Genomic DNA, 26,306 nt, shown 5'->3' with positions numbered 1-26,306 from the left:
GAACACCTGGCGATCAGCGCGACTGCTGCGCGTCGCTCAACCGCTCGATACGCTGCTCGCGCACATCGTCCGATGACGCGCCGCACACGCCAAACCGCTCGATCAGCGCCGCCACGCCTTCCACCGGCACCGGACGCGAGAACAGGAAACCCTGCGCCTCGATCGGCCCGAGCGCTGCGAGCCACGCAATCTGCTCCTCTGTTTCGGTGCCTTCGACCACCACGGTCAGACCCAGCGAACGCGCCAGATTGACGATCGCCGACACCATCACGCACACGCTGCGATCGGCGGGAATGGCCTGCACGAACGAGCGGTCCACCTTGAGCGTGTCCACCGCGAAGCGATTCAGATAGGACAGCGACGAATACCCCGTGCCGAAATCGTCGAGCGCGACGCGCACGCCCAGGCGCTTGAGCGCGAAGATTTTCTCGGAGACCAGTTCGGGGTACTCCATCATCGCGGTTTCGGTGATTTCCAGTTCGAGCTTGTGCGCCGCGATGCCGGTCTCTTCGATCGCGTGCGAAATGGTCTCGTAGAGATCGCCGCGCCAGAATTGCACCGCTGAAATATTGACCGCAAGCGAGAGCGTTTCATAACCCTGCTGCTGCCATTGCGCGAGTTGTGCGCAGGCCGTGCGGATCACGAAGTCGCCCACCGGCACGATCAGGCCGGTCGATTCGGCCACCGGAATGAATTCGCTCGCCGGAATCAGCCCGTATTGCGGATGGTTCCAGCGCACCAGCGCCTCGAAGCCGGTAATGCAGCGGCGGCGCAGATCGATCTTCGGCTGATAGGCTAGGAACAGTTGCCCTTCGGCGAGCGCCACGCGCAGCTGCTGCTCCCACTTCATCAGATGATCGGCGCGATGCGCGAGCTGCGGCGAGTAGAAGCGGAAGCAGTTGCGGCCCGCTTCCTTGGCGGCGTACATCGCCAGATCGGCCTTCTTGAGCAGGTCGATTTCGCTTTCGTGCGCCACCGCGAAGAGGGCGATGCCGGTACTCGCATGCAGCACGAAGGCGCTGCCGCGCACGTCGAACGGATGCGTGAAGGCCGCGTTGGTGGTTTCCGCGAGCGTGCTGGCGCGCTTCTCGATTTCGTCGCCCTTGATGATGACCACGAACTCGTCGCCGCCGATGCGCGCAAGCGTGCCCGCGCCGCCGACCGCATCGGCCAGACGCGCGGCGCTCATCTGCAGCACGATATCGCCGGCGTTGTGGCCGAGCGTGTCGTTGACGGTCTTGAAGTTGTCGAGGTCGATAAAGAGAATCGCGAGGCGTCCGAGATTGCCCGGCTGCGAGACTTCGTGGCGCAGCCGCTGCAGCGTGGCGTAGCGGTTGGGCAGGCCGGTCAGCAGGTCGTACTGCACGAGTTGCGACATCTCGCGCTCGCGTCCGAGCAGCTTGCCGATCAAGCCCGTCGCCACGGCGAAGAACGACAGCATGGCGAGCGAGATGAACGTCGCCATCATCAGATAGACGTCGCGCGTGTGGTTGTAGTCGGCGAACTCTTCGGCCTGCGAAAGACCGACCAGCACCGCGAGCGGGTAACCGTCGATATGGCGGTACGAAACGATGCGCGTCACGTGATCGATCGGATCGGCATAGGTGCCCGACACGTGTTCCGAAATCGGATAGACGCCGCTCGCGGAGAAGGCGCCGCTCGCGCGGTCGGCGTTGCCGGTGCGGCGCGCGAGCACGGCGCCGGTGTCCGAGATCACGGCGATCACGCCGTCACGGCCGATGGCCGCGTTGTTGTAGAAGTCGCTGGTGAAATAGCCGGGGTCTTCCGAGACCACCACGACGCCTGCGAACGAGCCATCCGGATGATTGAGGCGGCGCGTCATCTGCAAGGTCCAGTGGCCCGAGATGCGGCCGAGCACCGGCTTGCTGATAAAGAGCTGATCGTCGTTCTCGTGCTCGTGCACCTTGAAGTGCTCGCGGTCCGAGAGGTCGATGGGTTTGGGATTCGGGTCGGCGGTATTGGCGACCAGGCGGCCGTGCTCGTCGATGATCGACACCTGCACGAGCGAATCGCTCTGCACCACGCCTTTCTCGACCGTGTTGGCCAGATTGAAGCGATCGGGCGTCTTCTCGAATTCGTATTTGACGAAGCGGGTGATCTGGTCGACCTGATGGATCGCCTTGACGGTGTGCTGTTCGAGCGCCGCGGAGAGGATCGCGGCGGAGGCGGTCGCTTCGCGCAGCGTCGCTTCCTTTTCGACCGACAGCCGCGTGAAGATCACCGCCCAGAGCAGGATCAGCACCAGCACGCCCAGCAGCGGAATTGCCAGCAGCGTGCGCGGACGCGTGTACGCCGGCCCCTGCGTGGCACGCAGGCCGCCTTCACGGGTGAAGGGGCGCCAGTTGGTGCTCATCTCGTCCGCCGTGCACGCGGATTGCCGCGCCGCTGATGCGGCGGCCGGGACGACAACAAGGCGCTCGGTTGGATCGGCGGCATCGGATGCGGAACGGCTAAGGAAAGAGCGCGGTACGCGCGGACAAAAGTCAGGAGGACGCGCTTTTTTGCGTCCGATGTTTCGATCTTAATGGTTGGGGAATGATTAAGGAAGCGGTCCCCCCTCGGGTATACGCGAGTTGAGAGTGCAAGCGCAACAGCGTGCGATGTGCGGCGCATACGAGCGACGATCCGCGAAGTGGCTCCGCGTTACGCGCAGCTAGCTGGAATAAGGCCTGCGCGGGGACGCGCAGGCCGGCGCAGCGGGCGTGCCCGCGTGCCCGGACGCGTCGGCGTCGCGCGTTAAATGTTGTGTTTCTGGCGTCAGCGAAGTCTGGATGAAGCGTTCACTGTGCGCATTTTCATGCGAGCTGGATCGAACCGTCGACCACCGTGACTGTTGCGCCGCCGACCCAGATCTTGCCGCTTGCGCCGACGTCTGCATCGTCGCTTGCTTTGTCATAAGTCACCGCGACGTCGCCTTCGCGGCCCATGACGGTGCCCTGGCGCACGGTGTAGCGCTCGCCGGGGCGTCGATTCTGCTGCGCGAGCAACAGGGCGATGGCGGCGTTCGCACTGCCGGTCACCGGGTCTTCGCCTTTGCCGAGCCCCGTCATCAGGCAGCGCACTTCGAACGTGGCAGGACCGTTGGCGGCGTGCGGGCCGTAGGCAGCCAGACCTTGCGCGCCCACGCCCGCTGCCACGACGGCGAGCGCGTCATAGTCGATGTCGAGCGCGAGCACGTCCTGCGCCGACGGAAAACGCACCACGAGCCAGGGCGCGCCGTTATCGACGCCGCACGGCGGCGCATCGAAGTCGATCGCATCCGAGCGCAGCGCCGCGCGCAACGCGTCGTACTGCGCGGCGGGCAGGGGCGTGACCGTGGCGGGCGGCGCGGCGAACGCCCATTGCGCGGGCGCGTTTTCGCTGGCTTCACGCTGCTGCGCCAGTTCGACCAGGCCCGCGCCGCATTCCTGCACGAGACGGCCAGGCGTCTTCGGCGTGCGGCCGCTGTCGAGGAACGCGTGCGCCGAGCCGATCGTCGGATGACCCGCGAACGGCAACTCGCCTTCGGTCGTGAAGATGCGCACGCGATAGTCGGCGCGCGCATCGGTGGGCGCGAGCAGAAAGGCCGTTTCGGACAGATTGGTCCAGCGCGCGATGGCCTGCATCTGCGCGGTGTCGAGTGCATCGGCGTCGAAAACGACGGCGAGCGGGTTGCCCTTGAAGGGCCGCGACGTGAATACGTCGACCTGTTTGAAGCGGACGCTGCGAAGTGTCGATGTCGTCATGGTCGGCAAGATCAGGATGAAAACGCACGGCGAAAAAAAAACCGCACCTTGCGGCGCGGTTCGAGGTCGTTGCGGCGAGCCGGCGCAGTGGCGCACCGGCTCGCAAAACAGAGCGCTTACTCGACTTCGGCGATCAGTTCGATCTCGACGCACGCGCCAAGCGGAATCTGCGCGACGCCGAACGCCGAGCGCGCATGCTTGCCCTTTTCGCCGAACACATCGGCGACCAGTTCCGACGCGCCGTTCGTGACGATGTGCTGTTCGGTGAAGTCGAACGTGGAGTTCACGAGGCTCATCAGCTTGACGACGCGCTTGACCTTGTTGAGGTCGCCCGTGTGAGCGTGCAGCGTGGCGATCAGGTCGATCGCGATCGAGCGTGCAGCGGCCTTGCCTTCTTCGGTCGAGAGCGTGTCGCCGAGCTTGCCGGCCCACACCTTGCCGTCTTTCTTCGCGATGTGGCCCGACAGGTACACCGTGTTGCCGCTCTGCGCGCTCATCACGTAAGCGGCGGCGGGCGCGCCTGCCTGCGGCAGTTCGATGCCGAGCTGTTCGAGACGGTCGTAGATGTTGATGTCAGCCATGATCAGGAGTCCTTGTACGGGTTGGTCGGTTGATGCGATCTTCGTGTGCAGTCTGCGTGCGGCCTTACAGGCGCGCGCGGATCAGGGCGGCGATCTTCGCCACGCCTTCTTCGATCTTCGCCGGCGGCACGGTGACGAACGACAGACGCAGCTTGTTGTGCTGCGGCTCGCTCGCGAAGAACGGCGCGCCGGGCACGAATGCCACGTTTTGCGCGACCGCTTCTTCCAGCAACTTCATACTGTCGATCTGTTGCGGCAGCGTGACCCAGATGAACATGCCGCCTTCCGGGCGATTCCAGCTCACGCCTTCGGGCATGTTGCGCTTGAGCGAATCGAGCATCGCTTCGCACTGGTCGCGATAGAGCGCGCGCACCTTCGGGATATGCGTGTCGAGGAAGCCGTTCTTGATGACTTCGTGGACGATGCGCTGGGTGAAGCTCGGCGTGTGCAGATCGGTGGCCTGCTTGGCCTGCACGAGTTTGAAGTGCAGGTCTTCGGGCGCGATGATGTAGCCCACGCGCAGGCCCGGCGCCAGCACCTTCGAGAACGAACCCAGATGCACGATATGTTCGGGCGCCATCGAATGCACGGTCGGCAGCGGCTCGCCTGCGTAGAGCAGGGCGCCGTAGGGATCGTCCTCGATCACCGGGAACGGCGAGGTCTTCGCGAATTCCGCGAGCGCCTGGCGGCGTTCGAGCGGCAGACGGCGGCCGGTCGGGTTCTGGAAGTTCGGGATGGCGTAGAGCAGACGCGCGCCGGCGGTCATTTCCGGCGTGAGGCCTTCGATCACGAGGCCGCGTTCGTCGGTCGGCACCTGCACGTACTTCGGCTCGTAGAGCGAGAACGACTGCAGCGCGCCCAGGTACGTGGGCGTTTCCACCAGCACCGGGCTATCGGGCGAGACCAGCACCTTGCCGATCAGGTCGAGCGCCTGCTGCGAACCCGTGGTGATCAGCACCTGCGACGCACGCACCTTCACGCCGCCCACGGAATGGCGTTCGGCGACCCATTCGCGCAGCGGCATATAGCCTTCGGTCGCGCTGTACTGGAGCGCGCCGGACGGATCGTCGCGCAGGATGCGGTCGGCGGCGGCGCGCATTTCCTCGGCCGGGAAGGTGGCCGGAGCGGGCAGGCCGCCGGCGAAGGAGATGACTTCGGGCCGTTCGGTGACCTTCAGGATTTCGCGAATCGCCGAGCTGGTCAGCTTGATTGCGCGCTCGGACAGTTGCCACGCGGGCGCGGCTTTGAGATCGCTCTGGTCCATGGGGTCTCCTTTTTAGGGTCGGGCGAGTGAATCCGGGGTGAATCTGAATGGATCTGTCTGGCGGTCGCTGGATTAATCCAGCGACCGCCGAAAACCTTCGATTATGACGCGAAAATCGCTCAAGCGCGCGCGGGCACGGGCGCGGTGCGAATGGCGGCGCGTCGGCCCAACATCACGGTGGCGATCACGGCGGCGGCATAGAGCCAGGCCGAAGGCGCAACGTGCTCGCCAAACGCCAGCGCCGAGAACGCCATCGTGAAGAAAATCTGCAGCAGCTGGACCTGGCCGACACGCGCCGTGCCGCCCATGGCGAGGCCCGCGTACCAGGCGAAGAAGCCGATGAACTGCGAAAACAGCGTGACGTAGCCGAACGCCAGCCAGGTCTTGAGCGCGACCGGTTCGGGATGCGCCACGTGATGCGCCCACGCCAGCCAGCCGACCGGCAGCACGAGGAACGGCGCCGACAGCACCAGCGCCCAGCAGATCACCTGCCAGCCGCCCAGTTGCCGCGCGAGCCGCGCGCCTTCGGCATAACCGAGTGCGCCGATACCCACGGCCACCAGCATCCACGCGTCGCCGGCGTGCAGCGCGCCGCCGCCCGCCTGCAGCGCGAAGGCCACGACCAGCGCACTGCCGATCAGCGCGCTGACCCAGAACGCCTTCGACGGCCGCTCGTGCGAGAGCCACGCGGCGTAGATCGCCACGGCCAGCGGTTGCAGACCGTTGACGATGGCGCCGTGCGAAGCGGGCACGCTCTTCATCGCCCACGCGGAAAACACCGGATAGGCGACGATCACGCCCAGCGACACGACGGCAAGACTTTTGACCTGCGGCCAGGTCGGCCGCTTTTCGCGGCGGATGAACAGCAGCAGGGCGGCGGGCACGGCGGCGGCGAGCGCGCGTCCGAGACCGTTGAGCAGCGGATGGAATTCGAGGACGACGATACGCGTCATCGGCAGAGTCAGACTGAAGATCATGACGCCAACGAGGCCGAGCATCATGCCCTGGGTTTCACGTGCTTTCATGGTGGGTGAGTCGCGCTCGTCAGACCAAGGTGCGGGGCGCGCCGAGCGATCGCGTTCCCGACGGGGTTTCGAACTGCGCGGCAAGCGCAGGACTTAAAGCATCTTCAACCGTAATCAGATGGTCCGCGCCAAGCCAGGCCAGTTGCTCGCGCACGAGCGGCGCTTGCGGATGAAAGGCGATGAGCTTGTGCAGCGCGATGCCGGTATCGGCGAGCGTTTGCGACGGATGGCGCGGCGTGTCCCACTGGATCAGCGAGGGCAGGATGCCATCGCCGGCGCCTTGCCAGTTCGGGAACGCGCCGTCGAGCGGCACGCTGAGCTGCCAGCCGAGATTGCCGCGCGTCATCGGCACGAGGTCGGGGATGCGCTGCGGAAACTGGGCGCGCCAGCGTTCGAGATTCCTGGGCGGCTCGACGCGCACGACCCAGTGCGACAGATAAGGCCCTTTTTCGAGGCGCGCCTGGACTTCGGCATCGTCGAGGGCGAACAGGCGGGCGCGGCTGGGCGATGCCGTTGTACCCGCGCCGCGCGCGCCGGGATCGATCGCAATGACTTCCAGATACGTGCCGCCCCACAGGCCCAGCAGCCGGTTGTGCGTGCGCATCAGCGGATGCGCGCCGCCGCCAGCGGGCGATGCGCCGAGCGTATCGGCGACATATTGCACGCCTTCTTCCAGCGTTCGGGCGGAGACGACAAGGTGATCGAGGCGCAGCGGCGTAGCAGTCATGTGGGGCGGGATGGGTGGTTCGGACCGGAAAGCATACCGGTACGCATGCAATCAAATGTACCGGTATGGTGGCGGACAGTAACGGTACAATCGGCCCGATAGTGTTCGGTACAGTTGGAGCCGCCATGTCGTCCGTCCCGCTCGACCAGATTCCCGCCCCGCATGACGCGGCCACCCTCACGCTCGTCGACCAGCTCGTGCAGTGGGGCCGCCGCCGCATCGAGGAACGGGTGTTTCGCCCCGGCATGCGTATGCCGTCCATCCGCAAGCTCGCGCTCGACAAGGGCGTGTCGCGCTTTACCGTGGTCGAAGCCTACGAGCGCCTCGTTGCCCAGGGTTATCTGGATTCGCGGCGCGGTTCGGGCTTTTACGTGCGCGAGCGGCTGGCCGCGGCCGCCGTCATGCCGATGGACCGGCGTCTCGCGCCCGCCGCAAACGGCGAGGCCGCGCCCGAAGTGCAACAGCCGCCCGCGCCGCCCACCATCGACGTGGTCTGGCTGCTGCGCAACATGCTCCATCAATCGACGCATCCAGAAAAAGGGCCGGGTCTGGGCTATCTGCCCGCGCGCTGGCTCGACGGCGAACTGCTGGCGGGCGCGATGCGCTCGCTGGGACGGCAAAGCGGCACGCAACTGCTGGGCTTCGGTTCGCCGCAAGGCTTTCTGCCGCTGCGCCAGCAGTTGCAGACGCGCATGGCGGAAATGGAAATTGGCGCGACGCCGGACCAGATCGTGCTGGTCTCGGGCATCACCCAGGCGATCGACCTGCTTGCGCGCATCTACGTGCAGCCCGGCGACACGGTGATCGTCGGCGATCCGGCGTGGTTCCAGATGTTCGGGCGCTTCGCCTCGCAGGGCGCGCGGCTGGTAGGCATGCCGTACACGCCCGATGGCCCGGACCTCGACGCGCTCGAAGCGCTGGTCGAGACCTGGCGGCCGAAGATGCTCGTCATCAATTCGGTGCTGCAGAATCCCACCGGTACGTCGCTGACGGCTGCGCAGGCGTTTCGCATCCTGCGTCTGGCGGAGCAATACGATTTCATCGTCGTCGAGGACGATATTTACGGCGATCTGTGTCCCTCGGGCTATCCGGCCACGCGCCTGGCGAGCCTCGACCAGTTGCGCCGCGTGATCTACCTCGGCAGTTTTTCGAAGACGCTCGCGCCCAATCTGCGCGTGGGCTACATCGCCAGCGCGCCCGACGTGGCGCAGGCAGTCGCCGACCAGAAGATGCTGGTCGGCATGACGAGTCCCGAAATCAACGAGCGCGTGCTGTTTCGCGTGCTCACCGAAGGCCACTACCGGCGTCACGTCGAGCGCCTGCGCGCGCGGCTGGACGGCGTGCGCGACAAGGCCGCGCGCATGCTGGAGCGGGCCGGCTGCAAGCTCTTTATCGCGCCGGGCGCGGGCATGTTCCTGTGGGCCGATACGGGCGTGGACGCCGATGCGCTCACGGCCGCCGGCCACGAAGCGGGCTTTCTGCTCACGCCGGGCAGCCTGTTTTCGCCGCACCAGTCGCCCACGACATGGATGCGCTTTAACATCGCGAACTGCGGCGATCCGGCGCTGCCGGGCTTTCTCGCCGGCTATCTGGATGGCGTGGCCCGGCGCGGCTGAATCCGCGCCGGCTTGCCTGCGCTACGCCAGATAGCGCCCGATCCCCTTGAAACGACCGAGCCCGCCTCCATATGGGCGGGCAACGCGTCGTGCATGGGCCGCAGCCACGAGCAGTCACAAGCAGTGACGAGCAGTCAAAAGCGGCCCGCGCGCGGCACACGATTCGCCCGATCTGACTAATCAGCACTGCAACGACAACGAAAGAGGACAACCGACCATGGCACAAGAAACCATGAGCTTCCAGGCGGAAGTGAAACAGCTTCTGCACCTGATGATCCATTCGCTGTACAGCAACAAGGAAATTTTCCTGCGCGAACTCGTTTCGAACGCCTCCGACGCGGCCGACAAGCTGCGCTTCGAAGCGCTCGAAAACAGCGCGCTTTACGAAAACGATCCGAACCTGCGCATTCGCGTGGGCTTCGACAAGGCGGCGCGCACCGTCACGATCGAGGACAACGGCATCGGCATGAGCCACGACGAAGCCGTGGCGAACCTCGGCACGATCGCGCGCTCGGGCACCAAGGAATTCTTCGGCAAGCTCTCGGGCGACCAGCAGAAGGATGCGGCGCTGATCGGCCAGTTCGGCGTGGGCTTCTACTCGGGCTTTATCGTCGCGGACAAGATCACCGTCGAAACGCGCCGCGCCGGTGTGCCGGCCAATGAAGGCGTGCGCTGGGAAAGCGCGGGCGAGGGCGAATTCGCTGTCGAGGCGATCGAGCGCGCGCAACGCGGCACCACGATCACGCTGCATCTGCGCGAAGGCGAAGACGAACTGCTCTCGTCGTTCAAGCTGAAGTCGATCATCCAGAAGTATTCGGATCACGTCGGTCTGCCGATCGAAATGAAGGCCGAAGAGTGGGACGCCGAAAAGAGCGAGATGGTCACGAAGGACGAATTCGAGACCATCAACCAGGCGAGCGCACTGTGGACGCGTTCGAAGAGCGAGATCAGCGACGAGCAGTATCAGCAGTTCTATCAGCATCTCGCGCACGATCACCAGAACCCGCTGGCGTGGACGCATAACCGCGTCGAAGGCCGCAGCGAATACACGCAACTGCTCTACGTGCCGGCGCACGCGCCGTTCGACATGTGGAACCGCGATCACAAGAGCGGCCTGAAGCTCTACGTGAAGCGCGTCTTCATCATGGACGAAGCCGAGCAACTGCTGCCGAACTACCTGCGCTTCGTGAAGGGCGTGGTCGATTCGGCCGATCTGCCGCTCAACGTCTCGCGCGAAATCCTGCAGGAAAGCCGCGACGTGAAGGCGATCCGCGACGGCGTGACCAAGCGCTCGCTGTCGATGCTGGAAGAGATGGCGTCGGCGCAAACCGATGCTGAAGCTTCGGCCGAAGACAAGGCGAAGTTCGCGACCTTCTGGGGCGAGTTCGGTCAGGTGCTCAAGGAAGGCGTGGGTGAAGATCACGCCAACAAGGATCGCATCGCGAAGCTGCTGCGCTTTGCCTCGACGCAGAACGATACGGCGGAGCAGAACGTGTCGCTGGCCGACTACGTCGCGCGCATGAAGCCCGAGCAGTCGAAGATCTACTACGTGACCGCCGATACGTGGCAAGCCGCCACCCACAGCCCGCACCTCGAAGTGTTCCGCAAGAAGGGCGTGGAAGTGCTGCTGCTGACCGATCGCGTCGACGAATGGATGCTGTCGTTCCTCAACGAATTCGATGGCAAGCCGCTCGCGAGCGTGGCGCGTGGCGATCTCGATCTGGGCGCGCTCAACGACGAAGAAAAGCAGCAGCAGGAGCAGGTGAGCGAAGCGCTCAAGCCGCTCGTCGAGCAGATGAAGGAAGCGCTGCAGGGCAAGGCCAAGGATGTGCGTCTGACGTTCCGCCTGACCGATTCGCCGTCGTGCCTCGTGGCCGACGAGAACGACATGAGCGGTTATCTGCAGCGCATGTTGAGGGCGGCGGGGCAGCAGGCGCCCGACATGCAGCCGATTCTCGAAGTGAACCCGGAGCATCCGCTGGTGAAGGCGCTGAGCGCGGATAACGCGAACTTCGGCGACTGGTGCCATCTGCTGTTCGATCAGGCGCTGCTGGCGGAAGGCGGCGCGCTGGAAGATCCGGCGAGCTTTGTGAAGCGTACGAATGCGTTGTTGCTGGCGCGTTAAGTTTTAACGCTCGTGCAGCCATGAGACGCGCCGCGGGGAAACCTGCGGCGCGTTTTTTTATTTGGCTTTGCGTTCCTTGCTGGACTGCGCAAGAACGGATGCCGCGAGCGTTTTGGTTTCGGTCGAGTACTTCGTGCTGTGCAACACGTCGCTCGCCTTGTGTTCCATGGCGGCGCCGGTCTGCTTCGGCGTGTGCGTCTGCGCAAGCGCGGACGCGGCCAGACTCTTCCTGATCGCCGATGCTTTCGGGTCGTGCAGCGTTTGCGCTGCCAGACGGGCGACCTTTTGCGAAGTCTGCTTCCTGTTTTCTGCCATTCGAGTCTCCTTGAACGCCACTAGATTGAGCGGCGGGTCACTGGCGCCGCGCACGACGCGCGACAGCGTGGCAGGCAGTGTTTCGCGTCTGATCCGGTGCCGCCATACGAATCGTCCGAAAGGGACGCACCGCCTATAATCCCCGCCATGCCCATCCGATTCGATGCCGCCGACGCGCACTGGCGCGCCGCGCCCCTCGCGGCCTTTAGCGCCGATCAGAAAGACTGGCTCACGCGTGGCGGTTCGCTGACTGCTCATCTGCGTGCGCTGGGTGCTGTCGAAGTACGCGTGACGCGCGAAGCCGTCGCCATGCCCTGGTCCGACGAATGCGCCGCGCTCGGCCTCGCGCCGCGCGAGCGGGCGTGGGTGCGCGAGATCGTGCTGGCCGTCGATGGCGTGCCGTACGTCGCGGCGCACAGTGCGACGCCGCTCGTGGCGAGTCACGGCGTCTGGCAGGCGATGCGCCGTTTGCGCACGCGTCCGCTGGCTGAACTGCTTTACACCGATAGCGGCGTGGCGCGCTCGGCGCTGGTGAGCCGGTGCGTGAGCGCGCGGCATCCGCTGCATGCGCTGGCGGCGCGCGAGACCGAGGCCGCTTTTGTACCGCATGTATTTGTCGCGCGCCGTTCCGTGTTCGAGCGCCACGGCGAACCGCTGCTCGTGACCGAGTGCATGTTGCCCGCGTTGTGGGCGCATCTCGCGCGACTCGGCGCACAGCCTTCCACGCCTGCGCATTCGGTGCGCGAACGTGGACCGCTTGGGCATACGGCTTCGCGGGCGCATCCGTCGTCGCATACTGGCGCACGTTGAGCGGCGAGGGCGAGCATGAGTTTCAAGCGTTGTTTTCCGCCGGTTGTCGATGCACAGACGCGCGTGCTGATACTCGGCAGTTTGCCGGGCGAGGCGTCGCTCGCGCATCAACAGTATTACGCGCACAAGCAGAATAAATTCTGGCATCTGGTGGGCGAGGTGATCGGCGTCGATCTGCCTGCGCTCGACTATGAAACACGCCTGCAAATGCTGCTCGAACATCGCGTCGGTCTGTGGGACGTGGTGGCGCAGGCGCGTCGCGAAGGCAGTCTCGATGCCGATATTCGCGATCACGCGGGCAACGATCTCATCACGTTGATCGGGCGCTTGCCGTCGCTCGAAGCGATCGCGTTCAATGGCGGCACGGCCGCGCGCATCGGCGAACGCATTCTGGGCGCGCATGCCAAACGTTTTCGCGTGCTGAATCTGCCCTCCAGTAGTCCTGCCTATGCGTCGATGAATTTCGCAACGAAGCTCGTGGCGTGGCGCGCGCTCGCCGATGTCGTGGGCGTATCGAAGCACGGCAACGTGTAAGCGCGTAAGTGCGTAAGCGCCCTGCAAACTCGCCGCGCCACTGGTGTGATGTGAAGAAGTCATGCAAGCGCACACAACACGCCTTGAAAAGCGCGTTTTTGCCGTATAAAACTGGCCTGATGCGCGACGAATGCTATGCTCTCGTTCGCCCGCGCAGATGCGTTCGAGATGTGTTCGAAAACGCATGTGATCTCGCGGCTGAAACCACACCGCGAAACACGGTAAATCGCAGCGCAATACGCGCATCTGCACCTGCTCCTCACAAGCAAGACATCTTTACATGACGACTCTCATCAAGCGCGCTTCGGCCGAGGCGCGCGCATTCAGCAAGACGCCCGCCACGACCACCGACGAGGCCGCCGCGCCCGAACAGATCGTGACGCAAGCTGAAACGCCGGCGCCGGTTGCAGACGTGACCGCAGCACCGCAAGCGAACGCAGCGGCAGCGCCGGAAACGAAGGCCGCAGCAAAGCCGGCGGCAAAGCGCGCAGCGAAGGCCGCAACGAAGCCTGCAGCCAAGCCGGCCGCAAAGCCCGCTGCAAAGCGCGCAGTCAAGGCCGCCGCAAAGCCGGCAGTGAAGGCCGAAGCGAAGCCGGAAGAAAAGGTCGAAGCAAAGATCGAAGCGAAGGTTGAAGCAAAGCCGGCAGCGAAGGCTGCTACGAAGGCAGCGGCAAAGCCCGCAGCCAAGCCCGCGCCGAAGGCAGCAGCAAAGCCGGCAACGAAGGCAGCAGCAAAGCCCGCAGCAAAGCCGGCAGCGAAGGCAGCGAAAGCAGCTAAGCCGGCACCGAAGGCAGCCGCCAGCCAGGCCGAAAAGCCCGCAGCCGTCGAACAGGCCGCAGCCGTCACGCCCGCACGCGCGAAGCGTGTGAACGCCAAGGCAGCCAAGGCTGCGCAGGCCGAAGCCGCACCGAAGGTCCAGAAGATGACGAAGCGTCCGCGCCGTGCCGCCGAAGACGATCTCGACAACGCACCGGTCATCGAAGCGCCGCGCAAGCCGCGTTTCGCGCCGGTCACGTTCTCGGAAGAGAGCGGCGTGCGTTACCTGCACTTCGGTACCGAGTGGGTGCAAGGCGCGATGCGTCTGTCGAAGCCGCAACACATCGAACTCGAATACGCACAGCAGATGATGTCCTGGCTGCTGTTCCTCGCCACGCCCGCGCGCATCGTGCAACTGGGTCTGGGCGCGGCTGCGCTGACCAAGTTCGCGCATCGCTACCTGCGTCCGGCGAAGGTCGAAGCCGTCGAACTGAACCCGGCCGTCGTCGTGGCTGCACGCACGATGTTCGCACTGCCGCACGACGACGCACGTCTGACCGTGCGCGAACTGGACGCATGGGATTTCGTGCAGGACCGTTCGAACCACGGCACGATCGGCGCGCTGCAGATCGACATCTATGATGCGACCGCTCGCGGTCCGGTGCTCGACAGCGTTGCGTTCTACCGCGCCGTGCGCGCGTGTCTCACGGACGCAGGCGTCGCGACGATCAACCTGTTCGGCGATCACCCGAGCTACGTGCGCAACATGAAGCGCCTGAAGGAAGCCTTCGACGGCCGCGTGATCGCGCTGCCGGAAGTGCATGACGGCAACCGCGTCGCGCTGGCCTTCTCCGGTCCGGCGCTCGACGTGAGCTGGACGGCGCTCGACAAGCGCGCGCGTCTGCTCGAAAGCAAGCTCGGTCTGCCCGCGAACCAGTGGGTCAAGGCACTGCGCGCTGCATGCAAGGAAATCGGCAAGGAAGGCACGACGTTCGCCATCTAAGTCTGCCAACCCGGATCGCAACTTGACTCAAGCGATCTGACGCTTTTAGCCGAAGCGAACCAACCGGCCCCGCATCACGCGGGGCCGGTTTTTTTTCGTCCGTCGTCCGATAGTGCTTTCGGATAGCTGACAGTTTCGAATCCGAAATGTTGTTAAAGGTTGGGGTCCGCCCCGGGTTGACCCGCCGCGATGGCATCGGTACGCTTTTCAGCGCTTTCGGGGACCTTGCGAGGCACGAGCTCGCGGGCCTGCAACGGCCAGAATGAGGCCGCATAACAACATAAGTCGCGAGGAGGAGACGTCATGGCTCACGACGCCGACGCCGCAAAGGCCAGCAAGCACTGGCTCTGGCTGTTGCTCTTGCCCTGGATCGCCATGATCTGGGTGCCGTCGTACAACAAGGTCGAACCCACTCTGTGGGACTTTCCGTTTTTCTACTGGTACCAGCTCCTCTGGGTGCTGATCAGTGCCGTCATCACCGCCGTCGTCTATTTCAGGACCAAGGATCGCTCGAAGAGCGGCCGGGCGGGAGGCGCGCAATGAATGTGACCGCAACCTTCGTCTTTATCCTGTTCTTCGTCGGCGTGACGATCGTCGGCTTTCTGGCCGCGCACTGGCGCAAGGGCGATCTCGCGCATCTGGAAGAGTGGGGCCTCGGCGGGCGGCGCTTCGGCACCATCGTCACCTGGTTCCTGCTGGGCGGCGACCTGTACACCGCGTACACCTTCGTGGCGGTGCCGGCGCTGGTGTTCGGCGCGGGCGCAACGGGTTTCTTCGCGCTGCCCTACACGATCCTGATCTATCCGTTCGCCTTCGTGGTGTTCCCCAAGCTCTGGGCCATCGCCAAGCGTCACCAGTACGTCACCTCCGCCGACTTCGTGAGCGCGCGCTACGGCAGCCGCATGCTGGCGCTGGCGATTGCCGTGACCGGCATCGTCGCGACCATGCCGTATATCGCGCTGCAACTGGTGGGGATCGAAGTGGTGATCGGCGCGCTGGGCTTCGATACGACCGGTTTTGTCGGCGATCTGCCGCTCATCATCGCGTTTGCGATTCTCGCGGCCTATACGTACACCTCGGGTCTGCGCGCTCCGGCCATGATTGCGGTGGTGAAGGACGTGCTGATCTACATCACGATTGCGGTGGCGATCATCGTGATTCCGGCGCAGATGGGCGGTTTCGGCCATATCTTCGCTTCCGTGCCGCCGGCCAAGCTGCTGCTCAAGGCGCCGGATGCGTCGAGCCTGAACGGCTATAGCGCCTACGCCACGCTGGCGGTGGGTTCGGCGCTCGCGCTGTTCCTCTATCCGCACTCGATTACGGCGGTGCTGTCGTCGTCGTCGGGCAATACGATTCGCCGCAATATGGCGATGCTGCCTGCGTACTCGCTGGTGCTCGGTCTGCTCGCGCTGCTCGGCTATATGGCGCTGGCGTCGGGCGTGAAGGACATGCCGGAATTCGCGCCGTACTTCAAGGCCTTCGGTCCGAACTTCGCGGTGCCGGCGCTGTTCCTGCACTTCTTCCCGTCGTGGTTCGTGGGCGTGGCGTTTGCGGCCATCGGCATCGGCGCGCTGGTGCCGGCGGCGATCATGTCGATCGCGGCCGCCAACCTCTACACGCGCAACATCCACAAGGAGTTCATCAACCGCAACATGAATCACGAGCAGGAAACCAATATCGCCAAGCTGGTTTCGCTGATCGTGAAAGTGGGCGCGGTGGCGTTCATTCTTGGTCTGCCGCTGACGTATGCGATCCAGCTGCAACTGCTGGGCGGGATCTGGATCATCCAGACGCTGCCTGCGATCGTGCTCGGTCTCTATACGCGCATGCTCGACTGGCGCGGTCTGCTGATCGGCTGGGCGGTGGGCATCGCCACGGGCACGTGGATGGCGATTTCGCTGCACCTGAAGGGCTCGATCTTCGTCGTGCATCTGTTCGGCATGGATGTGCCGGGTTATGCGGCGGTGTGGTCGCTGATCGTCAATCTGGTGGTGTCGGTGGTGGTGTCCGCGCTGGTGCATCTGTCCGGCATGCAAAAGGGCGTCGACCGGACGCGTCCCGAGGATTATCTGGACGTGGTCGAAAGCTGATCCTGCTCGCCACATGGCGCAACACGAAAGCCCGCAACGTCATGGTTGCGGGCTTTTGCTCTTCTGGTGCACGATGGTCGGCGTCACCGCAACGCCAGTCGCGCCATGGCCCTGATCGAACCTGATAGCGAACCCGAAATCGATACCAAAACACCACCCGCACGCCATCCCGTGCGCCGCCGCTCGCGCGCGGCGCGGGTGTGGCGCGCGATCAGCTCGCCGTTCTATCGTTACCGCAACGCAGGCGCGATTCACGCGGTACGCGTGGGTTTCGCGATGCTCGTGTCGATCCTCGCGACCACCGGCATCGACATTCCGCACGGCATCTGGTCGTCGGTGACGCTGCTGGTGGTGATCGGCGGGCTGCAGCATCACGGCAATATCCGCAAGAAGGCCACCGAGCGGGCGCTCGGCACGCTGCTTGGCGCATTGATCGGCCTGACGCTGATCGTCGTGCAGGCGGTCACGGGATCGACGTGGCTCACGTATTCGCTGATGTCGATTGTCGCGGCCGTGTGCAGCTATTACGCGATCGGCAAGCCCGGTTATGTGGCGCTGCTGACCGCGATTACGATGTGCATCGTCGCGGGCCACGGCGACAACCATATCGATACCGGCCTGTGGCGCACGCTCAACGTGATGATCGGCATCGTGATCGCGCTGGCGTTTTCGTTCGCGCTGCCGCTGCACGCCACTTACTCGTGGCGCTACCGGCTCGCCGACAATCTGCGCGAATGCGCGCGCGTCTACGCGCAGGTGGTGAGCGGCGTGCATGTCGATACCGACGAACAAGTCGCGCAATTCCGCCGCCTCAACACGCGGCTCGTGCAGTTGCGCGCGCTGATGCCTTCGGTGGCGAAGGAAATCGACGTGCCGGTGGCGCGGCTCGAACAGGTGCAGCGTCTGCATCGCTCGTTGCTGAGCTCGCTGGAGATGATGTCGACGGGGCTTGGCCACTACGAACAGCGTCTCGTGCGCGTGGCTTTCGCGCAGCGCAGCGCGTGTGTACGCGAGGCCTTGCTGACGACGGCGCGCGCGCTGCGCTTTGGCGGCGCGCGGCATCCTGAGGCGGCGGCGCGGGCGTTGCGCTCGAGCCCGCTAGACCGGCCGATGGAAGCGGACGAAGCCGCAAACCAGGCCGCAAACCAGGCCGCAAACCAGGCCACCGAGCCGCTCGCACCGGAAATGCAGGGGCCTTACTGGCTCGAACAGCGTTTCGAGGAGCAGGTAGGGCAACTGCGTGCCTTGCTCCTCGAAATCGAACCGAGATGGAACATCGAGCGCGCGCATCTGCACCGCATGGTGTGAGGCGCGCGTCATGATCAATGCGCTAACGTGAATCTCAGGGCGCCGGGTTTTCCAGCGGCGGTGCAGTGACCATCCAGGGCACGCCGAATCGATCGGTCAGCATGCCGAAGCCGGGCGACCAGAACGTTTTCTGGAACGGCATGCCGATCTGCGCGCCTTTCGACAGCGCATCGAAATAGCGCTGTGCCGTGGCGGCGTCGGGCGCGGTGAGCGAGACGCTGAAGCCGGTGAAGGTGTCGTGATTCGTCATGCAACCGCCATCGGACATCATCAACTGCGCGTCGCCGACCTGGATCGTCGCGTGCATGATCTTGTCGGCCAGTTCGGGCGGCAGCGGGCGCTGCGGATCGGGCGGGCCGTCCTTGAAACGCATCTTGAACAGCTCCGTGGCGCCGAGCGCCTCGCGATAGAACGCGATCGCTTCCTCGCAGGTGCCGTTGTAAAAGAGGTAGGGCTGGATTTGCATCGTCATCTTCCTTGCGGACTGGACGGTTGGCCGGTCCCTTGCGCAGCGTCCTGGTTGCAGTGCGCGTCGTGCGGCGCTGTGGGGTGGCGGCGCATGACAGGGGGAACGGGGATTGTGTTGCCTCGCGCGGCGCTATCAAGCTGGCCGCTGCCCTGATTCTAGGCGCGCGCGTGCCCGCTTCGGGCAGCCATCTCGCCAGGGTTTGCGAGAGCGCAGAGTGGAATGGAGGTTGCAGAGTTTTCGCGGGCGCAAAAACGCAAAAAAGGGCCGCACATGCGTGATGTGCGGCCCTTGCGGAGACTTCGGCGCGCGGTGAGCGACTGCTTAAAACCGCGCTTGCATGCCGAATAGGCGCCTGCTTACTTCGCGCGCAGTTCTTCGACCATCTTGTCGAGCTTGACCGCATCGGCGGCGAACGCGCGAATGCCTTCGGCGAGCTTTTCGGTGGCCATCGCGTCTTCGTTGAGCAGGAAGCGGAACGAGGCTTCGTCCACGGCCACGCGCGCGATGTTCTCGTTCGCGAACGCTTCGGGCGAAAGCTTGCGGTCGATCTTCTCGTTGCTGTCATGCAGCTTCTGCAGCAGATCCGGGCTGATCGTCAGCAGGTCGCAACCGGCGAGTTCGACGATCTGGCTGGTGTTGCGGAAGCTGGCGCCCATCACTTCGGTCTTGTAGCCGAACTTCTTGTAGTACGCGTAGATCTTGCGCACCGACTGCACGCCCGGATCGTTGGCGCCGCCGTCCTTCGCGTCGTCCCAGTCCGCGCCCTTGGCCTTCTTGAACCAGTCGTAGATGCGGCCGACGAACGGCGAAATCAGTTGCGCGCCGGCTTCGGCGCACGCTGCGGCCTGCGCGAGCGAGAACAGCAGCGTCATGTTGCAGCGGATGCCTTCCTTCTGCAGCACTTCGGCGGCGCGGATGCCTTCCCACGTCGAGGCGAGCTTGATCAGCACGCGCTCTTTCTCGATGCCGGCCTTCTTGTAGAGGTCGATGAGGTGATGAGCCTTGTCGATCGACTTTTGCGTGTCGAACGACAGACGCGCGTCGACTTCGGTCGAGACGCGGCCCGGAATGATCTTGAGGATTTCGGTGCCGAAAGCGATCAGCAGATGGTCGATGATCGCTTCGACCGACTCGCTCGCGTGATCGCGCACGGTTTTTTCGAGCAGCGGACGGTATTCCGCCTTCTGCACGGCCTTGAGGATCAGCGACGGGTTGGTGGTCGCGTCCTGCGGCTTGTACTGGACGAACTGCTGGAAGTCGCCCGTATCGGCGACGACGGTGGTGTACTGCTTGAGCTGATCGAGTGCGGTAGTCATGTCTGGCCTTGTGGGCGCATGCGCGCCGGCGTCGGTGAAAGTTGAACGGCCTGTGCGCCTGGGCATCGTGCTAACGGTGGTTAGCCGGGAGCGCCGGGCGCGCAGGGCGAAACGCTGAACGCTTTACGCCTGTACGCGAAAGGGCGATGTCGCGCCGAACGGGATTGGCGCGACTCACTGCGTCATTTTATGGCGGATCGGGAGGCGGTGCGATGACGCGCGCGCGGCGAACAAAAATCGTTTAAAAATCGGCGCAAATTCGGTGCCGGGGCTTTCGATTCGTTATCCGCCGCGCGATCAGGCCTTGCGCGCGTTCAGCACGAACTGCGTGAGCACGCCCGCCACCAGCCCCCAGAACGCCGCGCCGATCGACAGCAGCGTGAGGCCCGAAGCCGTTACCATGAAGGTCACGAGGGCCGCTTCGCGCTCGCGCGGGTTCTGCATCGCGTTGGTGAGGCCGCTCATGATCGAGCCGAACAGCGCCAGCGCGGCAATCGACACCACCAGCGCCTGCGGAAACGCCGCGAACAGCGCCGCGATGGTCGCGCCGAAGGTGCCCGCGATCAGATAGAAGATGCCGCACCAGACCGCCGCCATATAGCGTTTGGTGCGGTCCTCGTGCGCGTGCGGGCCGGTGCAGATCGCTGCCGTGATGGCCGCGAGGTTGATGCCGTGCGAGCCGAACGGCGCGAGCAGCAGCGAGGCGAGGCCGGTCGTCGCGATCAGCGGCGAGGAGGGCGTGTCATAGCCATCGGCGCGAATCACGGCGATGCCCGGCACGTTCTGCGAGGCCATCGCCACCACGAACAGCGGAATGCCGATGCTCACGATCGCCTGCACCGAAAACGCGGGCATCGTGAACACGGGTTTCGCCACGGCCACGCGGAAGTGGCTGAAATCGAGCAACCCCAGCGCCGCGGCCGCCGCAATCCCCACCACCAGCGTGCCGACGATCGCATAGCGCGGCACGAAACGCTTCATCAGCAGATAGGCGAAGAACATGGTGAGCACGAGCGGCGTCTGCACCTGCGCGGCGTGAAAAATCTCGATGCCGATCTCGAACAGGATGCCGGCCAGCAGCGCCGCGGCAATACCGGCGGGGATGCGCTTCATCAGCGTGTCGAACCAGCCGGTCAGGCCCACGGCGGTGAGCAGCACGGCGCAGACGATAAAGGCGCCGATGGCCTCGGCATACGGCACATGCGGCAGCGAGCTGATCAGCAAGGCGGCGCCCGGTGTGGACCACGCCACCACGGTAGGCGCGCGATACCACAGCGACAGGCCGATGGTGGTCACCGCCATGCCGATGGACAGTGCCCAGATCCACGAGGAAATCTGCGCGTCGGTGAGATGCGCGGCCTGGCCCGCCTGGAACATCAGGACCAGCGAACTGGTGTAGCCCGTCATCATCGCGACGAAACCGGCCACGATCGTGGCGACCGACGTGTCGGCCAGCGGCCGCAGCGGTCCCGGCCGGAAGTTCGCCGGCAGGTCGGGGGATGAAGGCGCGGTCATGCTGGAGTACTCCTCGTTTTTTTAGTGTGAAGTTGCGCGCGCAACCGTCTGGTCTCGCGGTTGCGCTGCATGTGGCGTGAAAGGTTCGGGTTGTCTGGCGCTATTTGCTCAGCACGCGCATGGCCGTTTCCAGCCCGGCGACGGTGAGCGGATACATGCGATGCCCCAGAATTTCGCGGATCACCGAAACCGACTGGCGGTATTCCCATAGCCGTTCGGGTTCCGGGTTGAGCCAGGCGAAGTGCGGGAACTGGTCGGCCAGCCGCCGCAGCCACACGGCGCCCGCTTCCGGGTTGTTGTATTCGACCGAGCCGCCCGGCTGCAGCACTTCATACGGACTCATGGTGGCGTCGCCGACGAAGATCAGCTTGTAGTCGGGCGTGAACTTGTGCAGCAGATCCCACGTGGGCGTGCGCTCCGCGTGGCGGCGGCGGTTGTTCTTCCACAGATAGTCGTAGACGCAGTTGTGGAAGTAGTAGAACTCCAGATGCTTGAACTCGGCCTTGGCGGCGGAAAAGAGTTCTTCGGTGCGCTTGATGTGATCGTCCATCGAGCCGCCCACGTCGAGCAGCATCAGCACTTTCACATTGTTGTGGCGCTCCGGCACCATCTTGAGATCGAGCCAGCCCGCGTTGGCGGCCGTGCTGCGGATCGTGCCGTCGAGATCGAGTTCCTCGACCGCGCCTTCGCGCGCGAAACGGCGCAGGCGGCGCAAGGCCACCTTGATATTGCGCGTGCCGATCTCGACCTGATCGTCGTAATCGCGGTAGGCGCGCGCGTCCCACACTTTCACGGCGCTGCGCTGCCCACCTTCGCCGCCGATGCGGATACCTTCCGGGTTATAGCCGCCGTTGCCGAACGGCGACGTGCCGCCCGTGCCGATCCACTTGCTGCCGCCTTCGTGGCGCTCCTTCTGTTCCTCGAACAGTTCCTTCAGGCGCTCCATGAGTTTGTCGAGCCCGCCCATCGCTTCGATCTGCGCGCGCTGTTCGGGCGTGAAATCGCGTTCGAGTTTTTTCTTGAGCCAGTCTTCGGGAATCTCGAAGGCCTGTTCGGACTTCTTTTCGATGCCGCGAAAATACGCGCCGAAGGCCTGATCGAAACGGTCGAAATACTGCTCGTCCTTCACGAGCGTCATGCGCGCGAGATAGTAGAAGTCGTCGAGCGACGGCGCGATCACGCGCTCCTTGAGCGCTTCGACTAGCGTGAGGTACTCCTTCACGGAGACCGGCAGCTTCGCGTCGCGCAGCGTATAGAAGAAGTCGATCAGCATGCGGATTCTCCGTGCTTTTTCACGTGCCCGGCGCGGCTTAGCGGTTGTGGCGGTTCATGTAGATGAGCCGCTCGAACAGCGTCATGTCCTGTTCGTTCTTGAGCAGCGCGCCGGCGAGCGGCGGCATCGACTTCGAACCGTCCACGGCGCGCAGCGCTTCGGGCGGGATGTCTTCGGCGAGCAGCAGCTTGAGCCAGTCGAGCAGTTCGGATGTCGAAGGTTTCTTCTTCAGGCCCGCGACGTTACGCAGTTCGAAGAAACTTTCCATCGCGGCGCTCAGCAGTTCGCGGCGGATGCCCGGATAGTGCACCTCGACGATGCGCTGCATCGTGGCCGGATCGGGGAAGCTGATGTAGTGGAAGAAGCAGCGGCGCAGGAAGGCGTCCGGCAGCTCCTTCTCGTTGTTCGACGTGATGATGACGAGCGGGCGCTGCTTCGCCTTGATGAGTTCGCGCGTCTCGTAGACGTAGAACTCCATGCGGTCGAGTTCGCGCAGCAGGTCGTTGGGGAATTCGATGTCGGCTTTATCGATTTCGTCGATCAGCAGCACGCTTTGCTGCTCCGACTCGAACGCCTGCCACAGCACGCCCTTGACGATGTAGTTGCGGATATCCTTCACGCGTTCGTCGCCGAGCTGCGAGTCGCGCAGGCGCGACACCGCGTCGTATTCGTAGAGACCTTGCTGCGCCTTCGTGGTGGACTTGATGTGCCATTGCATCAGCGGCATGTCCAGCGCGGCGGCCACTTCCTCGGCCAGCATGGTCTTGCCGGTGCCGGGCTCGCCCTTGATGAGCAGCGGGCGCTTGAGGGTGATCGCGGCATTGACCGCGAGCTTGAGATCGTCGGTGGCGACGTACTGCGAAGAGCCTTCGAAACGCGTGGCGCGCATGATGAACCGCTCGCTGAAAAAAATCCCAGTATAAGTCAGATGGGGTGTTGCTTCAGAGGGGCCTCGCGTATCGTTGGCTCCGCCCGATGCGGTACTGATTCAGGATCGCGGGGCGCAGTTTTTATGCCGTTTTTGTCCCGTCACGGGAACGAATCGCCCGGGTTTTATCGTCCGTTCCAGGCCCGCGCAGGTCGCCAGTTGCAAAAGCGCACCGCATCAGGGATCACCCGCACGACCCGCCGCAAAGGCCGCTCGCATAACGCCCGAGCCCCGTCTGGCGGGCCTCAGCGGGCGCGCGGCGGGCGGCAGCCCGTGGACGGGCTGCGCGGCGTCGCGGTATACTCAGACCGATTTTTTTCGGCCTGCACGGCGACCCAAAAGTAAAACAGCAGTAATGCGGCGCAGGCCGTGGCCTGCGGTTCGGGCGTTCGAATCCCCTCAAGCCAGGTTGGATGCTATGAAAAAAATTGTCGGCAAGCACGTCATGCTCGGAGCAGTGACCGTGCTGGCGGGCTTCGCGGCCACGGCACATGCGGATGTCGTGGGCGACGCGAAGGCAGGTCAAGGCAAGGTTGCGATGTGTATCGGCTGTCATGGTATTCCCGACTACCGCACCGCCTATCCCGAGGTCTACCACGTGCCCATCCTGGGCGGCCAGAACGCGCAGTACATCCAGAACGCGCTGCACGGCTACAAGAAGGGCGACCGCCACTTCGAGACGATGCACGCGATCGCGGCAACGCTCACCGACCAGGATATCGCCGATATCGCGGCTTATTACTCGTCGCAGTCGGCCACCTCCAAGAACAACCCCGAGAAGTAACCGGCACGGGAGACGACAATCCATGAACAAGCCCTATACGGCCGTGCGCGCCGGTGCGCGTGAAGCGCGATTCAAGGCCGCGTTTTTGAAGGCTGCCGTGCTGGTTTCGGCGGCTGCCGCGCTGGCTGCCACGCTCGCGCTGCATCCGGCGCATGCCGCCGATGCCGCCAACGGCAAGGTGCTGTCCGACAGCCACAACTGCGCGGCCTGCCATGGCGTGAATCTGAACAAGCCGGTGAGCCCGGAATATCCGAAGCTCGCGGGCCAGCATGCCGATTACATCTATTGGGCGCTGCGCCAGTACCAGATGGGCAACGGCAATCCGCATCTCGGCCGCAACAATCCGATCATGCAGGCGCAGGTGCAGAGCCTGTCGCAGAGCGATATGAAGGATCTCGCCGCGTATATCGAATCGCTCAAGGGCGATCTGATCGAGAAGAAATGAATCTGATGCGCGCTGCATGAGGCGCGCTCGATGTGAAAACACCCTGCCTGCCGTGCGATTCCAGCGCGGCAGGCAGGGTGTTTTTTTGCGCTTCTTTTGGCTCGATGCGTTGCAGGGCCGCTTAGTCGCGCGTGGCGCGGCGCTCGATGCGCTGGAGATAGGCGTCGGTGTCGGGCGGCGTGCCGGTGCGCTGCGCTTCCCAGATCGTCTCGCCCAGGCACTCCATGATGGCGTGCTGCGCGTCGTGGGTCGATCCCATGCGCGCCGCGAGCCGGTCGTGCGCCGCGCGGATGCCCGGCGGCTGGTCGATCGACAGTTGCTCGCTGATCGCCAGATGCATCGACAGATGCAGGAAAGGGTTGGTCTGGCCGCGTTCGGGCGAATAGTCCTGGGCGGCGGCCTGATCGGCGTCGGCGAGTTCCGCGTGGTATTCAGGATGCTCGACGATCCAGTCGGCGGCGATCGCTTCCAGAGGCGTGAGGATTTCGCCTGCGCGCTGCTTGCGCCAGGTCTCGGTGAAAAAGCGGCGGACTTCGTCGCGGCTGGGATTGAACATCGTGAATCGTGCGGTGGTGTGGGGGACGGCGCCCGGGGCCAGAAGCATGCCAGAAGGGTTCTGGCGCGCTTGCTTCGCTCCGGGCAGTTCATTCTACGTCGCGGCGCGCAGCCGCGCTGTCAGAGCTCGGGCGGCGGCGTTTTCGGCCTGAATTCGCACAACGGCTCGATCACGCAATGCCAGCATTCCGGGCGGCGCGCCTTGCAGACATAGCGCCCGTGCAGGATCAGCCAGTGATGCGCGTCCTGCAGAAACTCCTTCGGCGTGAACTTTTCCAGCGCGGTTTCCACGGCCTTCACGTCCTTGCCAGGTGCGAGTCCCGTGCGGTTGGCGACGCGGAAAATATGCGTATCCACGGCGATGGTCGGATGGCCGAACGCGGTGTTGAGCACCACGTTCGCGGTCTTGCGGCCCACGCCCGGCAACGCTTCGAGCGCCTCGCGCGTCTGCGGCACCTCGCCGCCATGCTGCTCGATCAGGATCTTGCAGGTGGCGATCACGTTCTTCGCCTTGGTGCGATAGAGGCCGATCGTCTTGATGTAATCGGCGACGCCTTCCTCGCCCAGCGCGAGCACCGTCGCGGGCGTGTTCGCCACCGGAAACATCCTGCGCATGGCCTTGTTCACCGAGACATCGGTGGCCTGCGCGGACAGCAGCACGGCGATCAGGAGTTCGAACGGCGTCGAAAACTCCAGCTCGGTCGTGGGGTTCGGGTTGATGCTTTGCAGCGTTTCGTAGATCGCGCGGCGCTTGGTGGCGTTCATGGCTCGTGGGGGCCGTTGGTTTTTATGCGGGCTTGTCGTGGTCTTTCGCGGCGTCCGGGGCGGGCGCGTCCGGCGCGGATTCCATTCCCAGACGCTTGCGGCGCGCTTCGGCGGCGTCGATCTGCGCCTGTACATCGGCGCTCACGTGATCGGTGTTGCGCGGTCCTTCGCCGCTGGCCGCCAGTTCCGCCTTCTTCTGACGGGCGCGCTCCATCGCGGCCTGGATGATGGCTTTCTTTTTGGCTTCGGCGTCGCTGGGTGCGGCGGCGGGGGCGCCTGTCGTTGCGTGAGCGGCTGCGGGCGTTTGCGTCGCGGCGGGCGCGGTCGCTGCCGCGGGCGTGGCGGCACGGCGCGCG

24 protein-coding genes and 1 pseudogene are annotated in these 26,306 nt (G+C 64.5%); 10 read left to right on the top strand and 15 right to left on the bottom strand.

All coding sequences use genetic code 11. The features are described 5' to 3' along the window. Positions 1–13 precede the first annotated feature (13 nt). The 6 genes from G3N59_RS03165 to G3N59_RS03140 all read right to left on the bottom strand — a co-directional run bounded on the left by G3N59_RS03165 (position 14) and on the right by G3N59_RS03140 (position 7,343). Positions 14–2,374, bottom strand: a complete 2,361-nt coding sequence (locus G3N59_RS03165; RefSeq protein ID WP_205981107.1) for an EAL domain-containing protein — start codon at positions 2,372–2,374, stop codon at positions 14–16. Between the two features lie 442 nt (positions 2,375–2,816). Continuing rightward, on the bottom strand, positions 2,817–3,746 hold the full coding sequence (locus G3N59_RS03160) for a PhzF family phenazine biosynthesis protein (protein ID WP_205981106.1): 930 nt from the start codon (positions 3,744–3,746) through the stop codon (positions 2,817–2,819). Between the two features lie 116 nt (positions 3,747–3,862). Continuing rightward, positions 3,863–4,327 carry a RidA family protein gene (locus tag G3N59_RS03155; RefSeq protein WP_205981105.1) on the bottom strand — a complete coding sequence of 155 codons (465 nt, stop codon included), beginning with the start codon at positions 4,325–4,327 and terminating at the stop codon, positions 3,863–3,865. 64 nt (positions 4,328–4,391) lie between these two features. Then, on the bottom strand, positions 4,392–5,591 hold the full coding sequence (locus G3N59_RS03150; protein WP_205981104.1) for a PLP-dependent aminotransferase family protein: 1,200 nt from the start codon (positions 5,589–5,591) through the stop codon (positions 4,392–4,394). A gap of 119 nt (positions 5,592–5,710) precedes the next feature. Beyond that, entirely contained in the window at positions 5,711–6,616 is a 906-nt protein-coding gene (locus G3N59_RS03145) for a DMT family transporter (RefSeq protein ID WP_205981103.1), read from the bottom strand. A 19-nt stretch (positions 6,617–6,635) separates the two neighbouring features. Continuing rightward, complete coding sequence (locus G3N59_RS03140; RefSeq protein WP_205981102.1) at positions 6,636–7,343, bottom strand: VOC family protein; 708 nt, start codon at positions 7,341–7,343, stop codon at positions 6,636–6,638. 125 nt (positions 7,344–7,468) lie between these two features. On the opposite strand from G3N59_RS03140, the gene G3N59_RS03135 reads away from it, so the two are divergent. Beyond that, the gene (locus G3N59_RS03135; RefSeq protein ID WP_205981101.1) at positions 7,469–8,959 is read left to right on the top strand and encodes a PLP-dependent aminotransferase family protein; all 1,491 of its coding nucleotides are present in this window, start codon (positions 7,469–7,471) and stop codon (positions 8,957–8,959) included. Positions 8,960–9,176: 217 nt separating this feature from the next. Further along, entirely contained in the window at positions 9,177–11,084 is a 1,908-nt protein-coding gene (gene htpG, locus G3N59_RS03130; RefSeq protein WP_205981100.1) for a molecular chaperone HtpG, read from the top strand. A gap of 57 nt (positions 11,085–11,141) precedes the next feature. Here the strand turns inward: htpG and G3N59_RS03125 are convergent, their stop codons facing one another. Then, positions 11,142–11,399: a hypothetical protein gene (locus G3N59_RS03125; protein WP_205981099.1), complete on the bottom strand. Its 258-nt coding sequence runs from the start codon at positions 11,397–11,399 to the stop codon at positions 11,142–11,144. A gap of 147 nt (positions 11,400–11,546) precedes the next feature. Between G3N59_RS03125 and G3N59_RS03120 the strand changes: the two genes are divergently transcribed. The 6 genes from G3N59_RS03120 to G3N59_RS03095 all read left to right on the top strand — a co-directional run bounded on the left by G3N59_RS03120 (position 11,547) and on the right by G3N59_RS03095 (position 17,900). Beyond that, the gene (locus tag G3N59_RS03120) at positions 11,547–12,209 is read left to right on the top strand and encodes a chorismate lyase (RefSeq protein WP_205981098.1); all 663 of its coding nucleotides are present in this window, start codon (positions 11,547–11,549) and stop codon (positions 12,207–12,209) included. 15 nt (positions 12,210–12,224) lie between these two features. After that, complete coding sequence (locus G3N59_RS03115) at positions 12,225–12,743, top strand: DNA-deoxyinosine glycosylase (RefSeq protein ID WP_205981097.1); 519 nt, start codon at positions 12,225–12,227, stop codon at positions 12,741–12,743. 865 nt (positions 12,744–13,608) lie between these two features. Further along, on the top strand, positions 13,609–14,502 hold the full coding sequence (locus G3N59_RS03110) for a spermidine synthase (protein ID WP_205981472.1): 894 nt from the start codon (positions 13,609–13,611) through the stop codon (positions 14,500–14,502). Between the two features lie 303 nt (positions 14,503–14,805). Beyond that, positions 14,806–15,045, top strand: coding sequence for a DUF3311 domain-containing protein (locus G3N59_RS03105; protein WP_205981096.1), 240 nt, complete (start codon positions 14,806–14,808; stop codon positions 15,043–15,045). Continuing rightward, positions 15,042–16,592 carry a sodium:solute symporter gene (locus G3N59_RS03100; RefSeq protein ID WP_205981095.1) on the top strand — a complete coding sequence of 517 codons (1,551 nt, stop codon included), beginning with the start codon at positions 15,042–15,044 and terminating at the stop codon, positions 16,590–16,592. Before G3N59_RS03105 ends, G3N59_RS03100 begins: the two co-directional genes overlap by 4 nt. A gap of 105 nt (positions 16,593–16,697) precedes the next feature. Then, positions 16,698–17,900: an FUSC family protein gene (locus tag G3N59_RS03095; protein ID WP_205981094.1), complete on the top strand. Its 1,203-nt coding sequence runs from the start codon at positions 16,698–16,700 to the stop codon at positions 17,898–17,900. A 34-nt stretch (positions 17,901–17,934) separates the two neighbouring features. On the opposite strand, the gene G3N59_RS03090 is transcribed toward G3N59_RS03095, so the two are convergent. From G3N59_RS03090 to G3N59_RS03070, 5 genes are all read right to left on the bottom strand, one after another. Continuing rightward, entirely contained in the window at positions 17,935–18,366 is a 432-nt protein-coding gene (locus G3N59_RS03090; protein WP_205981093.1) for a VOC family protein, read from the bottom strand. Between the two features lie 359 nt (positions 18,367–18,725). Further along, positions 18,726–19,685, bottom strand: coding sequence for a transaldolase (gene tal / locus G3N59_RS03085; RefSeq protein ID WP_205981092.1), 960 nt, complete (start codon positions 19,683–19,685; stop codon positions 18,726–18,728). 297 nt (positions 19,686–19,982) lie between these two features. Further along, positions 19,983–21,200, bottom strand: coding sequence for a benzoate/H(+) symporter BenE family transporter (locus tag G3N59_RS03080; protein WP_205981091.1), 1,218 nt, complete (start codon positions 21,198–21,200; stop codon positions 19,983–19,985). 100 nt (positions 21,201–21,300) lie between these two features. Next, positions 21,301–22,473, bottom strand: a complete 1,173-nt coding sequence (locus G3N59_RS03075; protein ID WP_205981090.1) for a VWA domain-containing protein — start codon at positions 22,471–22,473, stop codon at positions 21,301–21,303. A 37-nt stretch (positions 22,474–22,510) separates the two neighbouring features. Next, entirely contained in the window at positions 22,511–23,362 is an 852-nt protein-coding gene (locus G3N59_RS03070) for a MoxR family ATPase (protein ID WP_205981089.1), read from the bottom strand. Between the two features lie 457 nt (positions 23,363–23,819). On the opposite strand from G3N59_RS03070, the gene G3N59_RS03065 reads away from it, so the two are divergent. Together G3N59_RS03065 and G3N59_RS03060 are read left to right on the top strand one after the other, a co-directional pair. After that, positions 23,820–24,185, top strand: coding sequence for a cytochrome c (locus G3N59_RS03065; RefSeq protein ID WP_205981088.1), 366 nt, complete (start codon positions 23,820–23,822; stop codon positions 24,183–24,185). 22 nt (positions 24,186–24,207) lie between these two features. Continuing rightward, positions 24,208–24,630, top strand: coding sequence for a cytochrome c (locus tag G3N59_RS03060; protein WP_205981087.1), 423 nt, complete (start codon positions 24,208–24,210; stop codon positions 24,628–24,630). Positions 24,631–24,751: 121 nt separating this feature from the next. Here the strand turns inward: G3N59_RS03060 and G3N59_RS03055 are convergent, their stop codons facing one another. From G3N59_RS03055 to G3N59_RS03045, 3 genes and pseudogenes are all read right to left on the bottom strand, one after another. Further along, positions 24,752–25,186, bottom strand: coding sequence for a DUF1841 family protein (locus tag G3N59_RS03055; protein WP_027816530.1), 435 nt, complete (start codon positions 25,184–25,186; stop codon positions 24,752–24,754). 119 nt (positions 25,187–25,305) lie between these two features. Next, positions 25,306–25,950: an endonuclease III gene (gene nth, locus G3N59_RS03050; RefSeq protein ID WP_205981086.1), complete on the bottom strand. Its 645-nt coding sequence runs from the start codon at positions 25,948–25,950 to the stop codon at positions 25,306–25,308. Between the two features lie 22 nt (positions 25,951–25,972). Beyond that, positions 25,973–26,306, bottom strand: a pseudogene (locus tag G3N59_RS03045) (electron transport complex subunit RsxB); the annotation flags it as partial.

The sequence above is a fragment of the Paraburkholderia sp. Ac-20340 genome (assembly GCF_017104965.1).
In the GTDB taxonomy this organism is placed as follows: domain Bacteria; phylum Pseudomonadota; class Gammaproteobacteria; order Burkholderiales; family Burkholderiaceae; genus Paraburkholderia.
Note: the sequence above shows the minus strand (reverse complement) of the source record. Positions and strands in the feature narration are given on the sequence as shown.

Excerpts from the sequence above, each read along its gene's own strand:
- G3N59_RS03165 (WP_205981107.1), bottom strand. The coding sequence starts at position 2,374 with ATGAGCACCAACTGGCGCCCCTTCACCCGTGAAGGCGGCCTGCGTGCC.
- G3N59_RS03160 (WP_205981106.1), bottom strand. The coding sequence starts at position 3,746 with ATGACGACATCGACACTTCGCAGCGTCCGCTTCAAACAGGTCGACGTA.
- G3N59_RS03155 (WP_205981105.1), bottom strand. The coding sequence starts at position 4,327 with ATGGCTGACATCAACATCTACGACCGTCTCGAACAGCTCGGCATCGAA.
- G3N59_RS03150 (WP_205981104.1), bottom strand. The coding sequence starts at position 5,591 with ATGGACCAGAGCGATCTCAAAGCCGCGCCCGCGTGGCAACTGTCCGAG.
- G3N59_RS03145 (WP_205981103.1), bottom strand. The coding sequence starts at position 6,616 with ATGAAAGCACGTGAAACCCAGGGCATGATGCTCGGCCTCGTTGGCGTC.
- G3N59_RS03140 (WP_205981102.1), bottom strand. The coding sequence starts at position 7,343 with ATGACTGCTACGCCGCTGCGCCTCGATCACCTTGTCGTCTCCGCCCGA.
- G3N59_RS03135 (WP_205981101.1), top strand. The coding sequence starts at position 7,469 with ATGTCGTCCGTCCCGCTCGACCAGATTCCCGCCCCGCATGACGCGGCC.
- htpG (WP_205981100.1), top strand. The coding sequence starts at position 9,177 with ATGGCACAAGAAACCATGAGCTTCCAGGCGGAAGTGAAACAGCTTCTG.
- G3N59_RS03125 (WP_205981099.1), bottom strand. The coding sequence starts at position 11,399 with ATGGCAGAAAACAGGAAGCAGACTTCGCAAAAGGTCGCCCGTCTGGCA.
- G3N59_RS03120 (WP_205981098.1), top strand. The coding sequence starts at position 11,547 with ATGCCCATCCGATTCGATGCCGCCGACGCGCACTGGCGCGCCGCGCCC.
- G3N59_RS03115 (WP_205981097.1), top strand. The coding sequence starts at position 12,225 with ATGAGTTTCAAGCGTTGTTTTCCGCCGGTTGTCGATGCACAGACGCGC.
- G3N59_RS03105 (WP_205981096.1), top strand. The coding sequence starts at position 14,806 with ATGGCTCACGACGCCGACGCCGCAAAGGCCAGCAAGCACTGGCTCTGG.
- G3N59_RS03100 (WP_205981095.1), top strand. The coding sequence starts at position 15,042 with ATGAATGTGACCGCAACCTTCGTCTTTATCCTGTTCTTCGTCGGCGTG.
- G3N59_RS03095 (WP_205981094.1), top strand. The coding sequence starts at position 16,698 with ATGGCCCTGATCGAACCTGATAGCGAACCCGAAATCGATACCAAAACA.
- G3N59_RS03090 (WP_205981093.1), bottom strand. The coding sequence starts at position 18,366 with ATGCAAATCCAGCCCTACCTCTTTTACAACGGCACCTGCGAGGAAGCG.
- tal (WP_205981092.1), bottom strand. The coding sequence starts at position 19,685 with ATGACTACCGCACTCGATCAGCTCAAGCAGTACACCACCGTCGTCGCC.
- G3N59_RS03080 (WP_205981091.1), bottom strand. The coding sequence starts at position 21,200 with ATGACCGCGCCTTCATCCCCCGACCTGCCGGCGAACTTCCGGCCGGGA.
- G3N59_RS03075 (WP_205981090.1), bottom strand. The coding sequence starts at position 22,473 with ATGCTGATCGACTTCTTCTATACGCTGCGCGACGCGAAGCTGCCGGTC.
- G3N59_RS03070 (WP_205981089.1), bottom strand. The coding sequence starts at position 23,362 with ATGCGCGCCACGCGTTTCGAAGGCTCTTCGCAGTACGTCGCCACCGAC.
- G3N59_RS03065 (WP_205981088.1), top strand. The coding sequence starts at position 23,820 with ATGAAAAAAATTGTCGGCAAGCACGTCATGCTCGGAGCAGTGACCGTG.
- G3N59_RS03060 (WP_205981087.1), top strand. The coding sequence starts at position 24,208 with ATGAACAAGCCCTATACGGCCGTGCGCGCCGGTGCGCGTGAAGCGCGA.
- G3N59_RS03055 (WP_027816530.1), bottom strand. The coding sequence starts at position 25,186 with ATGTTCAATCCCAGCCGCGACGAAGTCCGCCGCTTTTTCACCGAGACC.
- nth (WP_205981086.1), bottom strand. The coding sequence starts at position 25,950 with ATGAACGCCACCAAGCGCCGCGCGATCTACGAAACGCTGCAAAGCATC.